This is a genomic window from Rhodoferax sp. PAMC 29310 (assembly GCF_017948265.1).
Taxonomy (GTDB): domain Bacteria; phylum Pseudomonadota; class Gammaproteobacteria; order Burkholderiales; family Burkholderiaceae_C; genus Rhodoferax.
Map to the genome: position 1 here is coordinate 4,496,940 of NZ_CP072852.1, position 13,381 is coordinate 4,510,320.

The window sequence follows — 13,381 nt, forward strand, 5'->3', positions numbered from 1 at the left end:
TCGTAGGACGGAGGCTAGAGGCTGTTTTTATTTGGAATTCTGACTGGTGAATAGCCTGCCACCCTAGCTGGACGTCGCCGCTTTGGCCCGCGCCGTGTGCAGTTTTTTGTAGCTGTCAATCAGGCGCTGGTGCCGGTCCAGCGTCTCCAGCTTCATGCTCGTTGGCGTCAACCCGAAGAAGCGCACGCTGCCGTCCACTGACCCCAACACCGCCTCCATCCGCGGGTTGCCAAACATCCGGCGGAAATTGACAAGGTAGTCCTCCAGCGCCAGATCGTCATCCAATTGCACCTCCAGCACCACATTCAAGGCTTGGTAAAACAATTTGCGCTCAACAGTGTTGTCGTTGTACTGCAGGAAGGCTTCCACCCCCTCTTTTGCCGCGTCAAACTGCTTCAAGGCAAGATTGATCAGCAGCTTCAACTCCAGCACGGTCAACTGTCCCCAAACCGTGTTCTCGTCAAATTCGACGCCAATCAGCGTGGCGATGTCGGAGTAATCGTCCAGTTCATTGTTCTCCAAACGATCCAGCAAGTCTTCCAGGCGCGTGTCGTCCAAGCTGTGCAAGTTCAAGATATCGGCACGGAACAACAGTGCCTTGTTGGTGTTGTCCCAAATCAAATCATCAACCGGGTAAACCTCGGAATAACCCGGCACCAGAATGCGGCAGGCCGTGGCGCCCAACTGGTCGTACACCGCCACATACGCTTCTTTGCCTATGTCTTTGAGGATGCCAAACAAGGTCGCGGCTTCTTCGGCGTTGGAGTCGTCCCCTTGGCCAGAAAAGTCCCACTCCACAAAATCGAAATCTGCTTTGGCACTGAAAAAGCGCCACGACACCACGCCGCTGGAATCAATGAAGTGTTCAACAAAATTGTTGGGCTCCGTCACGGCTTCGCTGGTGAAGGTGGGGGGAGGTAAGTCGTTGAGGCCCTCAAAACTGCGGCCCTGCAGTAATTCGGTCAGGCTGCGTTCCAGCGCCACCTCCAGGCTCGGATGCGCGCCGAATGAGGCAAACACACCGCCCGTGCGTGGGTTCATCAAGGTGACGCACATCACCGGGTACACCCCACCCAGCGATGCGTCTTTCACCAGCACCGGAAAGCCTTGCTCTTCCAGGCCCTGAATGCCGGCCAGAATGCCGGGGTATTTGGCAAGCACTTCGGGCGGCACGTCGGGCAAGGCAATTTCACCTTCCAGAATTTCGCGTTTCACCGCCCGCTCGAAAATTTCCGACAGACATTGCACCTGCGCCTCAACCAGCGTATTGCCGGCACTCATGCCGTTGCTCACAAACAGATTTTCAATCAGGTTGGACGGGAAATACACCACCTCGCCGTCCGACTGGCGCACATATGGCAGCGAACAAATACCGCGCTTCACATTGCCGGAGTTGGTGTCAATCAGGTGCGAGCCACGTAATTCACCATCGGGGTTGTAAATTTTCCGGCAATAGTCATCCAAAATCTCCTTCGGCAACGCATCTTTGCGGCCCGGTTTGAACCAGCGCTCGGTCGGGTAGTGCACAAACGCTGCGTTGGCAATGTCTTCGCCCCAGAACGACCCCGCGTAGAAATGGTTGTTGTTCAGGCGCTCAATGAACTCCCCCAACGCAGACGCCAACGCGCTTTCCTTGGTCGACCCCTTGCCATTGGTAAAACACATGGGGGAGTGCGCGTCGCGAACATGCAGCGACCACACGTTGGGCACCAGATTGCGCCACGAAGCGATTTCAATCTTCATGCCCAAGCCCGCCAACACGGCCGACATATTGGCAATGGTTTGCTCCAATGGCAGGTCTTTGCCCGCAATAAAGGTGCTGGCCTCAGAAGCTGGAGTCAGGGTCAGCAAGGCCTGGGCATCGGCGTCCAGGTTCTCCACCTCTTCAATCACAAACTCGGGCCCGGCTTGCACCACTTTTTTGACCGTGCAACGCTCGATGGATCGCAAAATGCCCTGACGGTCTTTGGCCGAAATATCCGCCGGCAACTCCACCTGAATCTTGAAAATCTGCTGATACCGGTTTTCCGGGTCAACAATATTGTTCTGCGACAGCCGGATACCCTCGGTCGAAATATTGCGGGTGGAGCAGTACAGCTTCACAAAGTAAGCCGCGCACAAGGCCGACGAGGCCAGAAAGTAATCAAACGGCCCTGGCGCCGACCCATCGCCCTTGTAGCGAATCGGCTGGTCGGCCACCACGGTGAAATCATCGAACTTGGCTTCAAGACGAAGCTTGTCGAGAAAATTGACTTTAATTTCCATGAGGGAATTCCAAAATAGTGTTCAAGATGACTGGCTTGGCGGGTCGGTGCCATCGATTTGGCCATGAAACCGCACGGCCTGCGCTGACCAAACAGCTAGGCAGCGGCCAAGACGCCGGGGACAAAGAGGTTGCTTGCCCCAAGATCGCACGATAAAAAGCCGGGATTGCGGTGACTATAGACCAGCGCCTGTCGGGGTTCATGACATTCACTGCAACAGTTGAGTCAAAGAAGCGCTTCGTCAAAGGCAAGGCACATGTCACTATCGAGGGGTGGCCCTTGCGGCACACCTGCCTCAAACTTCATTGCTTGCTATGGGATTGATTGATTCCTGTGCAAGTAGAGCTAGGGGTAGAGGCTGTTTTACCCAAAGGGTTTTCTAAAAAATTCCTCCACCTCGTCTTTTTGCACCAGCAAGCTGTGTTTCAGTTTTGTGGCGTGCCAGATCGTTCAGCTTGACTTTTTAATGCTGGCAGCCTCAAGGGGCAATGCATTTGGCAGGCGAGTGGGGAGCAGCTTCAGACGCCCTGGCTTAGTTCACTCAGTGCCCTCCAAAGTCAGGTACGCAGCGCCAACAGTCTTTGGCGCTTTGCCCACGACTGACTCGCCAAAGCGTTCAGGAGCCAATCACTGAAACGGAGAAAACCCCATCCAAAAAAATAGAAAGCGACCATACGATTTAGCTGAGAGAGATCGCTTGCCGCCGCTGCAGAAGACCACTAAAGGGCATTCAACTGTGGATTCAGGTGTGCTTTGGTTACTCCGCGCAAGTTTCGGGTCTTGCTGAATATTCCCGCCACACCCAGCACGACGCCTCGTGCCCGCTTTCTTTTCGTCACGCCTGCCATCGGTCTTTCTCCGGCTCGCAGTCACCAACGACCCCTGGCTCTTGGCTAACTCGTCCCCTGGCGGGCTGATGGAGGATTTTTACCTTCAATGAGGTACGCCCTGTCGGGCGAACCATAAAAAAAGTGGACTTGCAGTCCACTTTTTTCGAAGGACGTAAAGATTACTTCTTCATTTCCATGAACTTCTTGCAATCGGCCTTCATCTTTTCATCAGCCTTGGCAGGGTCCATCTTGGCGCATTTTTCGGTCATGTCCGCTTTATCCTTGTCCGACATGGCACCGCCGTGAGACGCGGCAAAAGCACCCACGGAAGCAGTTGCGAGGGCGACAATTGCGAGGCTGGAAAACAACTTTTTCATATTCAATCTCCTGGGAATTAATGGGTGAGACACACGGCATTTAGGCCGCAGGCAGAATCTACTTTAATTATGAATATCAAGTATTGTCAGTGGACTTTCCGGTTGAGTGTGGCTTTGCTTGGCACACTGCTAGCCGTGCCGGTTTTGTCGGCGCCGCGCACACCGATTGACGACGCCAGCGTCATCGAGCGGTTGCCCTTTCGCGCGAGCGACAGCCGCAGCAGGGCGCTGGCCGACTTGCGGGCAAACGTGCTGAAGGCGCCCGAAGACACATCCGCATCCGTGGCGCTGGCGCAGGCGTATTTCGATCTGGCGCTGGCCCGGGGCGACCCACGCTACGTAGGCTATGCCGATGCCATCGTGACTCGCTTTGGCACGCGAATGGACGCCGAGTTGCTGATGGTGCGCGGTATGTTGCGGCAATACCGACATGACTTTGCCGCAGCCCTGGCCGACTTTGCTGCCGTATTGATGCTCGATCCTGACCGGGCAGGTGCCCATGCCTGGCGCGGCGCCATCTATCTGGTGGAGGCGCAATACGCCAATGCCCGCGAAGAGTGCGCCGCGTTGTTGCGCCTGCAGCGCCCGGTGCTTCACGGCGGTTGTGCCGGTCTCGCGCAGGCCTATACCGGCCAGCTCGCAGGTGCCTACGCCACACTGCAACAAGCCTTAGCTCTCACCTATGCTGACGACCAGCGTCTGTGGCTGCTCACACGGCTGGGCGAAGTGGCCGCGTGGCAGGGGCAAAGCGCCAAGGCCGAGCGCCACTACCGCGAGGCCCTGGCGCTAGGGCAGGACGATGGCTATCTGTTGGCCGCCTGGGCGGACTTTTTGCTGGACAACCGGCGCCCCACAGAAGTAGTTAAGTTACTGGCAAGCTGGGAGGCATCCGATGGGCTGCTGTTGCGCCTGGCAGAAGCTGAGGCGGCGCTGCAACTGCCAGCCGCGTCCGCGCATATTCAGGCCCTTGACGACCGTTTTGCCGCTGCCAAGCTGCGCGGCGATACGACTCACCGGGCCGAAGAGGCTCGCTTCCAACTGCGACTGCGTAAGAACCCCGCTCAAGCTGTGGAGTTGGCCGCTGCCAACTACATGGTGCAAAAAGAGCCGCGCGACCTGCGTATTCTGCTGGAGTCTGCGCTCGCAGCAGGGGATGGCAAAGCGGCCCAAGCCGCTCGCGACTGGCTTCAGCGCACCGGCTTTGAAGATGCCCGCCTGCGTGCCCTGGCGGCGCAGACATTGCAATTGCCCACCAGCACGAACAAGTCCGGGGGTACACCATGATGAGGCGTCTTGCCCTGCTGGTGGTCTTGCTGTTTTGCCAAGCCGGGGCTTGGGCGCACAAGGCCAGTGACAGCTATCTGGTGGTGGATGCCAAAGGGGCCACCATTGCGGCCCAATGGGACATTGCTCTGCGGGACATCGACTTTGCCTTGGGCTTGGACCACGACGGCAATGCAGAGGTCACCTGGGGTGAACTGCGTGCGCGCCAGAGCGATCTGTCCGCCTGGGCCTTAAGCCGGCTGGAGATTGAGCGCGGTGGCGCTTGCCTGCTCAAGGTCTCAAGCCTGCAGGTGGATGACCACACGGACGGCGGCTACGCCGTGCTGAACATCACTGGCGAGTGCCCGGAGGCCGCAGGCGACCTGGCGTTGCAATATCGTTTGCTATTTGATTTGGACAACTTGCATCGCGGCCTGCTGCGCCTCACGCTAGACGGTGCCACCCACACCACGGTGCTGTCGCCGACCAGCGGAAAGGTGCAGTTCAGTGCGGAACAGGTGTCGCGCTGGGCCCAGTTTAAACAGTACCTGATGGAAGGCATCTGGCACATCTGGATCGGCTTTGACCACATTCTGTTTTTGCTCTCGCTGCTGCTGCCCGCTGTGCTGGTCGTGCGGATGCGGCACTGGCAGGGCGTGGAGCGTTTTGGCGTGGCCTTGCGGGAGGTGCTTTGGGTGGTGACGTCGTTTACAGCGGCGCACTCCATTACGTTGTCGCTGGCAGCGCTAGGACTGGTTTCGCTGCCCTCGCGGCTGGTGGAGTCCGCCATCGCGCTATCGGTGGTGTTGGCTGCCGCCAACAATCTGTGGCCCGTGGTGGAGCACCGGCGTTGGTTGGTGGCGTTCGGATTCGGCCTGATCCACGGCTTCGGGTTTGCCAGCGTACTGGCCGAACTGGGTCTACCCGCGGACGCGCTGGCGTTGTCGCTGCTGGGCTTCAATGCCGGTGTGGAGGTGGGGCAAATGGCCATTGTGGCGGCGTTTTTTCCAGTGGCCTTTTTATTGCGAAATACGCGCTTTTATTTGCGCGGCGTGTTCGTGCTGGGCTCTTGGCTAACGATGTTGGTTGCGCTGGTATGGTTGATCGAGCGCGCCTTTGACCTCAAACTGATCAGCGCCTAATGGCCATTGGGCCAGAACCGTCGTGGGCTTCAAAGCGGGCTTTGACCGCCTGTCAGCGGTTATTCGCGAACGACAGCAAGTGCCGTCAGTGCCAAAGTAGCGGTGTCCACCGTCAATGACCGCTTTCGCCCGCTTTGCTGTCCCAGTCTCTGCGTCACCGACCTCCGCTTTGCACGCGGGCGCCCGAAAAATAGTAAGTTGAGTGGTGCAAACGCAGGAGGCCCAAGTAAATGGCACTCCTTCCGGGGCTGAAAAATCAACAGCTTGCGGTGTTGTCGAGTGTCAACATCATTGGCATTTCGCATGTGATTGGGAGGTCAGAAATCTGTTTGCTACCCAATTGATAGCTTCTTGCGCCTATTGGACGGGCGCTAGAGGCTAAATTCATCAAAATTTTTGCCAAAGATCCTCAACCCCGCGACGCCATCAACAACACCACCAAGGCCCCGCCACCACCGTCGGCGGGCTTGGCTTGCACAAAGGCCAGCACCTCGTTCTTTTGCACCAGCCAGCTGTGCACCCGGCTTTTCAGCACGGGCGCTTTGCCGGGGGAGCCTAGGCCTTTGCCGTGCACCACGCGCACGCAGCGAATGCCTTGTTTGTGGGCTTGGCGAATGAAATGACCCAGGGCCTCACGGGCATCGTCCCGGCGCAGGCCATGCAGGTCGAGCTGGCGTTGGATCGACCAATCTCCCCGGCGTAGCTTGTGCGTCACGTCGGTGCCAATGCCGGGGCGGCGAAAACTCAGATGTTCGTCCGTTTCCAGCAACGTGCTGACATCGAACTCGTCGCTGAGCGCCTCCTTCAAAACTGCTTTTTCGTCGCGCTGGTATTGCAGGGAGGCAGGAGGGGTGCGCTCCTTCTTCAATAGCGCAGTGCGCTTGTCTGGCAGGGGCCGGACGGCGCCAGCGGCCCTGACGAAGAGGTTGACCTCCGCTTCTTTTTGCCGCTGGGCCGCCAGCTGCCCGGCGGCGAGTTTGGCGCGGGCGGCGGCTTGCTCGGCAATCTCTCGTTTGACGACTTTCAGGTCGGCCAGGCTGCTGACTTTGACGGGGGGGCGGGTCATATCAAGCCTTTCTCAGCCATCGACAATGCTTCTCCGGGCGCGACGATCACATGATCCAGCACCCGCACATCAATCAGTGCCAACGTGGTTTTGAGGGTCTGGGTTAGCGCCTCATCGGCACGGGAGGGCTGCACTGAACCGCTCGGGTGGTTGTGCGCCAGCACCACGGCGCTGGCCTGGTGGTGCAGGGCGCGAAGCACAACTTCCCGGGGATACACCGATGTTTGAGTGAGCGTGCCTCGGAACAATTCTTCCATGGCTAGCAAGCGGTTTTGAACGTCCAGAAACAGCACCGCAAACACCTCATGGGACTTGGCCGCCAAATGCAGTTGCAGGTAGTGCTTGACCGCGTCAGGCGTGGCAAACACCGTGCGTTCTTTGAGCTGCTGCGACAATGCGCGGCGCGACAGCTCCAGCACGGCCACAATCTCGGCCCGTTTGGCCGGGCCCAGGCCTTTGATCCGTTTCAGGTCGTTTGAGGTAGCGTGCAGCAAGCCAGCGATGCCGTCAAACCCGTCGTTGTCGTTGGTGCCAGTTTTGAGTTGGAGCAGTTCCTGGGCCATTTGAAGCACGCCTTTGCCCTGAATGCCAGTGCGCAAGAGGATGGCCAGCAGCTCGACATCGCTCAAAGCGCCCGGCCCGCGCGCCAGCAGCTTCTCCCGGGGGCGGGCATCAAGGGGCAGGTCTTTCAGGGGCATGGGGCAAGCTTTTAGAATGGGGGATCAGTTTATTCGCCAAACCAGGGCCGCGCCCGGCCCGCTCAGGACTTTTATGACCGCCCCATTGCCCTCCGTTCAACCCGGCTCCTTCCTCACGCTGCACTACCGCATGGCCGGGCCAGCGGGCGATGTGATCAACACCTTTGAAGGCAAGCCCGCCACCTTAACACTGGGCACGGGCGAGCTGTCACCTGCCGTGGAGTCTCATTTGCTGGGCATGAATGAAGGCGGCCGGGCCACGTTTGAGCTGGCCAAAGGCATCGCTTTTGGCGAGCGTAACCCCGAGATGATGCAGTGGCTGGCCCGCAAGGAGTTGCTCGACATGGGGGACGCCAACGCGGAGTACGTGGTTGGTGACGTGGTTCAGTTCCCTACGCCCGATGGCGCTGGCCAGTTTGCAGGTGCCATCCGCCAGTTTCGCCAGGACGAGCGCGGCGATGCCGTGTTGTTTGACTTCAACCACCCGCTGGCCGGCCAGCCGGTGACATTCGAAGTCCAAGTGATTGGCATCTTGTGAGCGCCGCCAACACCCCCCAGGAGATTTTGCTGGCCGAGCCACGCGGCTTTTGCGCCGGTGTGGACCGCGCCATTGAGATTGTGGAACGGGCACTCACCAAGTTTGGCGCCCCGATTTATGTGCGTCATGAAATCGTGCACAACACCTTTGTGGTCAACGACCTCAAGGCCAAGGGCGCGATATTTATTGAAGAACTGGACGAGGTGCCGCCTGGCGCAACGCTGATTTTCTCGGCCCATGGCGTGAGCCGCGCGGTGCAGGACGAAGCCAAGGCGCGAGGTTTTCAAATTTTTGATGCCACCTGCCCCTTGGTGACCAAGGTGCACGTGGAAGTGGCCAAGCTGGCCAAAGAAGGTTTTGAGTTCATCATGATCGGCCACAAAGGCCACCCCGAGGTCGAAGGCACCATGGGACAGCTGGAGAGCGGCATTCACCTGGTGGAAGACGTGGCCGATGTGGCCAAAGTGCAGCCCGCTCAGACCGCCAAGCTGGCGTTGGTGACGCAAACCACACTCAGCGTGGACGATGCGGCTGACATTGCGGCCGCCGTCAAAGCGCGCTTTCCGAGCGTGCGCGAGCCCAAGCAGCAAGACATTTGCTATGCCACGCAAAACCGCCAAGACGCCATCAAGATCATGAGCCCGCAGGTGGACTTGGTGATTGTGGTGGGCAGCCCCACCAGCTCCAACAGCAACCGCTTGCGTGAACTGGCCCAAAAATTGGGCACCGACGCCTACATGGTGGACAACGCGAACGAGCTGCAACCGGCCTGGTTTGAGGGCCGCCAGCGTGTGGGCCTGACCGCTGGCGCCTCCGCCCCCGAGATTTTGGTGCGCGAGGTGATTGACCGCATCAAGGCGCTGGGCGCCGTGTCGGTGCGCAAAATGGACGGCATTGAGGAAACCGTGAAGTTTCCCCTGCCCAAAGGCTTGAAACTGGATGCTGACGGCTGGACACCCAGCGCAGACTGAATACTCACTTATTTATAGCGACTTCCGCAGGTTGAATAAGGGCTAGAGCCCTAAAAGGCTTGTAAAACGGAGGTCGTAACAACCTTTTTTGATACGAGACGAATGCCATGCTAGACATCAACCTGCTCCGCAAAGACCTGGACTCTGCCGTCGCCCGATTGGAAACCCGCAAGTCGCCCCAGGTGTTCCTGAACGTGGACGCCTTTCGCGCGCTGGAAACCGAGCGCAAAACCATCCAAATTCGCACCGAAGAACTGCAAGCCAAGCGCAACAGTCTGAGCAAGCAAATTGGCCAGCTCAAGTCCAAAGGCCCGGCGGGCAAAGACGAGGCCGATGCCGTTATGGCCGAAGTCGGTGGTTTGAAGACCGAGTTGGAAACCTCAGCTGCGCGGCTGGACCAGATTCAGGCCGAGCTGCAAACCCTGTTGCTGGCCGTGCCCAACCTGCCGCACGACAGCGTGCCCGTGGGCGAAGACGAACATGGCAATGTGGTGGTGCGCACCTGGGGCGAGCCCAAAGCGTATGACTTTCCCGTCAAAGACCATGTGGACCTTGGCGAGCCGCTGGGGCTGGACTTTGAGATGGGCGTCAAGCTCACTGGCGCCCGTTTCACGGTCATGAAAGGGCCGATCGCCCGCTTGCACCGCGCGCTGGCGCAGTTCATGCTGGACGTGCAAACCCTGGAGCACGGCTATACCGAGTGCTACACGCCTTACATCGTCAATGGCGACACGCTGCGTGGCACGGGGCAGTTGCCCAAGTTCGAAGGCGACCTGTTTGCCGCCCGGAAAGGCGGGCAAGAGGGCGAAGCCCAGCCGGATAGCACGGCGCTGTATTTGATTCCCACCAGCGAAGTCACGCTGACCAACTTTGTGCGCGACGAGGTGGTGGCCGAGTCCGACCTGCCCATCCAACTCACGGCGCACACCCCCTGTTTTCGCTCCGAGGCAGGCAGCGCCGGGCGCGACACCCGTGGCCTGATTCGCCAGCACCAGTTTGACAAGGTAGAGATGGTGCAAATCGTGCACCCCGACACCAGCTACGAGGTGCTGGAAACCATGGTGACGCACGCCGAAGCTGTGTTGAAAAAGCTGGAATTGCCCTACCGGGTGATGTCGCTGTGCACCGGCGACATGGGCTTTGGCGCCACCAAAACCTATGATCTGGAGGTGTGGCTGCCAGCGCAGAACACTTACCGTGAGATCAGCTCGGTCTCTAACTGTGAAGCCTTTCAGGCGCGACGCTTGCAGGCAAGGTTCAAGAACGCGCAGGGCAAGAACGAGTTGGTGCACACATTGAACGGTTCAGGGCTTGCCGTGGGGCGTACACTGGTTAGTATGCTTGAAAACCATCAGAATGCCGATGGCTCTATCTCGATCCCTCCAGCGCTGCAGCCCTACTTGGGCGGCATGACGGTGCTGGTTGCGGCTGTTGCCAAGGCCATGGGCAGCTAGCCCGACATGGCACAGCGTTTTTTCACGGCGCTGTTTCTCGGCTTGGCCTTGTGCTGGCCAGCCCGGGCTGAAGAAGTATTGCGTGTGCTGGCATGGCCCGGCTACGCGGAGCCGGAACTGGTCAATGCATTTGAGGCGTTGCACCATGTTCGGGTGCAACTCAGTTTCGTCAGCTCAGACGAATCCTTGCGTCAAAAGGTGCAGGCCAATCAAGGTGGCGACTTTGACGTGATTGCAGCCAACACGGTTGAAATTAAAAATCTCGTCACGAAAAAGCTGCTGCGCCCGCTTACCCTTAGCAGGATTCCCCTAGTCGCCAATCAGTTACCCCGTTTTCGGGAGACGCAGCGCATCCCGGGCATCACCCGGGGGGATGAGGTTTACGCTGTGCCCTATACCTATGCCGAAATGGGGCTGATTTACGACCGAAAGCAATCCACGCGGGTCCGCACCTCGCTCGCGGTCATGTGGGATCCCATCTACAAGGACAAGGTGCTGGCCTTTGATGATGGCAATCACAACTTCTCCCTTGCCTCACTCTCCATAGGCGGCAAGCCCTTTCAGATTGACGACGGTCGCTTCGAGAAAGTGGCTGAGCGTTTGATTGCCCTGCGCCGCAATGCGCTGGCCTTTTACACCTCGCCCGAAGAGTCTGTCGAATTATTTGGCGATCACAAGGTAGCTGTTTTATTTGCCAACTATGGTCGCCAGCAACTCAAGCTGTTGCAGGACGCAGGTGCGGACGTCGGCTACGTGATTCCTGTGGAGGGTGCGCTGGCCTGGCTGGATTGTTGGTCCATCGCTCAGGGTGCCCAGAACCCGTTGCTGGCTCACCACTGGATCAATTTCATGCTGGGCCGCGGAGCCAGTGACGCCTTGGTCCAGCGGCAGGGTCTGTCGAGTACCATGAGCGTTGGCGCTGGCGGCCATGGATCGGATCGAATCCACTGGTTGGAAACCGTCGAAGACGGGACGCGCCGCAGTGAACTGTGGGCACGAATTGTGTCGGGCGATCGACCCGAACGGTTTTAGTCCATGCGCAATGGAATTGGCTTCAAGTTAGGGCTCCTGTTGGCCACGTTTGGTATTGCGTCGATGGGCCTGGTGGGTTACTACTCTCACGTCAGTAGCCGCGCCAGCTTGCTGGACAACGCCCAGACCAATTTGCTCACGGCAACGCAGGTGGTCAGTCGCAATTTTCAGGTCACGATTGAAGCCGTATCCGGCGATGCTCGCATGTTGGCTGGGTTGCCGTCGGCCATACGTAGTCTTGAGGGCCTCGGGGAGGCTTCTGTGCAGGCCGAGAAGTCGACTCTGTCGGCGACGTTCAAGTCGCTGATGTCGGTGCGCCCCGAGTATTTTCAGGTTCGACTGATCAGCGCTGACCAGTACGGGTTGGAGCAAGTTCGGGTGGATCGCGATGACGACAAGTTGACGCAAGTGAGCGGCTCCTCGCTTCAGGAAAAAGCGCATTTTCCCTATGTGTTCAATACCGTGAGATTGGGTTCCAGTGAGGTCAACGTGTCTGATATTCGGCTCAATCATGAGAAGGGCGCCCATTCGGGAATGGATCAGCCCACGGTGCGGGTCGCGGCCCCCATCATTGGGCCAGACGGCGCCGTCAAAGGGCTGATCGTGATCAATCTGGACCTGAACAGCGTGTTTGATCGACTGAGGCTTGATTTGCCAGCCTCCTATCAGGTCTATCTCAGCAATCGCTGGGGTGATTTTCTGGTCCACCCTGATGCCTCGCAGACCTTTGGGTTTGAGACCGGGCGCCGGGTATTGATTCAGGATTCGTTTCCCTTGGTCTCCGACCTCATCGCCGGTCATAAGAGCGGAGTCGTGGCCCGTGTCGAGGAAGCTGAGTCTGGTAATGGCGGTTTGGTGAGTGCGTTTGTCCGCTTGCCGTTCGGCGATGCGTCAGCGCAGCGATTTGTGATCATGGGATTGTCCCGGCCTTTGCCGGAGGTAGTCCACGCTGCGAATCAGATGGGTTGGAACACCGTTCAAATCATTGGGGTGCTGGCCGCCTTGGCCTTGGCTCTGGCAGCCGTGGTGTCGCGGCTGGTGACTGGGCCATTGAAGTCGATGGTCAGAGCGGTGGGCAGCTTTTCACGGTCGCAGTCCATCAGTGTGCTGCCATCTTCCCGCCAGGATGAAATAGGTCTGCTAGCACGCAGTCTCAACGAGATGCAGAGCACCATTGTTGAGAACTTGCGTGAGTTGAACGAGAGCCGGCAGTCGCTCAAACATCTCGCCCAGCATGACGTGTTGACCGGCTTGCCCAATCGGGCTTTGTTCAATGACCGGCTGAACCAGTCCGTGTCTCAGTCTCGTCGGGACCGCGGTCGAATGGCGGTGCTGTTTGTGGACCTGGATGGCTTCAAGGCCGTGAATGATCGCCACGGTCACCATGTGGGTGATTGGCTTTTGAAGGGTGTGGCAACGCGCATGCTTGGTTGTGTGCGCGAGGCGGATACCGTTGGACGCTTAGGCGGCGACGAATTTGTGGTGTTGTTGCCGGCCATCGAACAGGTACGCGACGCGCTGGTGGTTGCTGAAAAAATCCGGACCGCCTTGAATCAACGTTTTGAACTCGACGGTTTGGATCTGAACATCTCAGCCAGCGTCGGTGTCGCCCTTTTCCCTGACCACGGTGACAGCAATGTCTCCTTGTCCCGAAGTGCAGACAAAGCCATGTACCAATCCAAGGCGAGAGGTGGCGATTGCGTTGTGCTTGCGACGGGCGCGGGTTGAGCATCCGCAAAGGCGCGC

The 13,381-nt window shown here is 58.6% G+C and carries 11 protein-coding genes; 7 read left to right on the forward strand and 4 right to left on the reverse strand.

Going from position 1 to position 13,381, the window contains the following annotated elements; translation table 11 throughout:
* Positions 1 to 63: 63 nt before the first annotated feature.
* Together J8G15_RS20875 and J8G15_RS20880 are read right to left on the reverse strand one after the other, a co-directional pair.
* Complete coding sequence (locus J8G15_RS20875; protein ID WP_210544878.1) at positions 64 to 2,265, reverse strand: OsmC domain/YcaO domain-containing protein; 2,202 nt, start codon at positions 2,263 to 2,265, stop codon at positions 64 to 66.
* A gap of 1,008 nt (positions 2,266 to 3,273) precedes the next feature.
* The gene (locus J8G15_RS20880; protein ID WP_210544880.1) at positions 3,274 to 3,471 is read right to left on the reverse strand and encodes a hypothetical protein; all 198 of its coding nucleotides are present in this window, start codon (positions 3,469 to 3,471) and stop codon (positions 3,274 to 3,276) included.
* A 69-nt stretch (positions 3,472 to 3,540) separates the two neighbouring features.
* On the opposite strand from J8G15_RS20880, the gene J8G15_RS20885 reads away from it, so the two are divergent.
* Both J8G15_RS20885 and J8G15_RS20890 read left to right on the forward strand, forming a co-directional pair.
* Entirely contained in the window at positions 3,541 to 4,755 is a 1,215-nt protein-coding gene (locus J8G15_RS20885; protein WP_210544882.1) for a lipopolysaccharide assembly protein LapB, read from the forward strand.
* Complete coding sequence (locus J8G15_RS20890) at positions 4,752 to 5,876, forward strand: HupE/UreJ family protein (RefSeq protein ID WP_240538394.1); 1,125 nt, start codon at positions 4,752 to 4,754, stop codon at positions 5,874 to 5,876. Before J8G15_RS20885 ends, J8G15_RS20890 begins: the two co-directional genes overlap by 4 nt.
* A gap of 409 nt (positions 5,877 to 6,285) precedes the next feature.
* Here the strand turns inward: J8G15_RS20890 and J8G15_RS20895 are convergent, their stop codons facing one another.
* Both J8G15_RS20895 and radC read right to left on the reverse strand, forming a co-directional pair.
* Positions 6,286 to 6,942, reverse strand: coding sequence for a Smr/MutS family protein (locus J8G15_RS20895; protein WP_210544883.1), 657 nt, complete (start codon positions 6,940 to 6,942; stop codon positions 6,286 to 6,288).
* Positions 6,939 to 7,640: a DNA repair protein RadC gene (radC, locus tag J8G15_RS20900; protein ID WP_210544885.1), complete on the reverse strand. Its 702-nt coding sequence runs from the start codon at positions 7,638 to 7,640 to the stop codon at positions 6,939 to 6,941. Before radC ends, J8G15_RS20895 begins: the two co-directional genes overlap by 4 nt.
* A 73-nt stretch (positions 7,641 to 7,713) precedes the next feature.
* Here radC and J8G15_RS20905 point away from each other — a divergent pair, with 73 nt between their 5' ends.
* The 5 genes from J8G15_RS20905 to J8G15_RS20925 all read left to right on the forward strand — a co-directional run bounded on the left by J8G15_RS20905 (position 7,714) and on the right by J8G15_RS20925 (position 13,363).
* On the forward strand, positions 7,714 to 8,178 hold the full coding sequence (locus J8G15_RS20905) for a peptidylprolyl isomerase (RefSeq protein WP_210544887.1): 465 nt from the start codon (positions 7,714 to 7,716) through the stop codon (positions 8,176 to 8,178).
* Complete coding sequence (gene ispH, locus J8G15_RS20910) at positions 8,175 to 9,149, forward strand: 4-hydroxy-3-methylbut-2-enyl diphosphate reductase (RefSeq protein ID WP_210544889.1); 975 nt, start codon at positions 8,175 to 8,177, stop codon at positions 9,147 to 9,149. The genes J8G15_RS20905 and ispH overlap by 4 nt, the downstream gene beginning before the upstream one ends.
* 107 nt (positions 9,150 to 9,256) lie before the next feature.
* A complete protein-coding gene (gene serS, locus J8G15_RS20915; RefSeq protein WP_210544891.1) occupies positions 9,257 to 10,603 on the forward strand; it encodes a serine--tRNA ligase in 1,347 nt (448 codons plus the stop codon).
* A gap of 6 nt (positions 10,604 to 10,609) precedes the next feature.
* A complete protein-coding gene (locus J8G15_RS20920; protein ID WP_210544893.1) occupies positions 10,610 to 11,635 on the forward strand; it encodes an extracellular solute-binding protein in 1,026 nt (341 codons plus the stop codon).
* A gap of 3 nt (positions 11,636 to 11,638) precedes the next feature.
* On the forward strand, positions 11,639 to 13,363 hold the full coding sequence (locus J8G15_RS20925) for a GGDEF domain-containing protein (RefSeq protein WP_210544895.1): 1,725 nt from the start codon (positions 11,639 to 11,641) through the stop codon (positions 13,361 to 13,363).
* Positions 13,364 to 13,381: the final 18 nt, after the last annotated feature.

Excerpts from the sequence above, each read along its gene's own strand:
- J8G15_RS20875 (WP_210544878.1), bottom strand. The coding sequence starts at position 2,265 with ATGGAAATTAAAGTCAATTTTCTCGACAAGCTTCGTCTTGAAGCCAAG.
- J8G15_RS20880 (WP_210544880.1), bottom strand. The coding sequence starts at position 3,471 with ATGAAAAAGTTGTTTTCCAGCCTCGCAATTGTCGCCCTCGCAACTGCT.
- J8G15_RS20885 (WP_210544882.1), top strand. The coding sequence starts at position 3,541 with ATGAATATCAAGTATTGTCAGTGGACTTTCCGGTTGAGTGTGGCTTTG.
- J8G15_RS20890 (WP_240538394.1), top strand. The coding sequence starts at position 4,752 with ATGATGAGGCGTCTTGCCCTGCTGGTGGTCTTGCTGTTTTGCCAAGCC.
- J8G15_RS20895 (WP_210544883.1), bottom strand. The coding sequence starts at position 6,942 with ATGACCCGCCCCCCCGTCAAAGTCAGCAGCCTGGCCGACCTGAAAGTC.
- radC (WP_210544885.1), bottom strand. The coding sequence starts at position 7,640 with ATGCCCCTGAAAGACCTGCCCCTTGATGCCCGCCCCCGGGAGAAGCTG.
- J8G15_RS20905 (WP_210544887.1), top strand. The coding sequence starts at position 7,714 with ATGACCGCCCCATTGCCCTCCGTTCAACCCGGCTCCTTCCTCACGCTG.
- serS (WP_210544891.1), top strand. The coding sequence starts at position 9,257 with ATGCTAGACATCAACCTGCTCCGCAAAGACCTGGACTCTGCCGTCGCC.
- J8G15_RS20920 (WP_210544893.1), top strand. The coding sequence starts at position 10,610 with ATGGCACAGCGTTTTTTCACGGCGCTGTTTCTCGGCTTGGCCTTGTGC.
- J8G15_RS20925 (WP_210544895.1), top strand. The coding sequence starts at position 11,639 with ATGCGCAATGGAATTGGCTTCAAGTTAGGGCTCCTGTTGGCCACGTTT.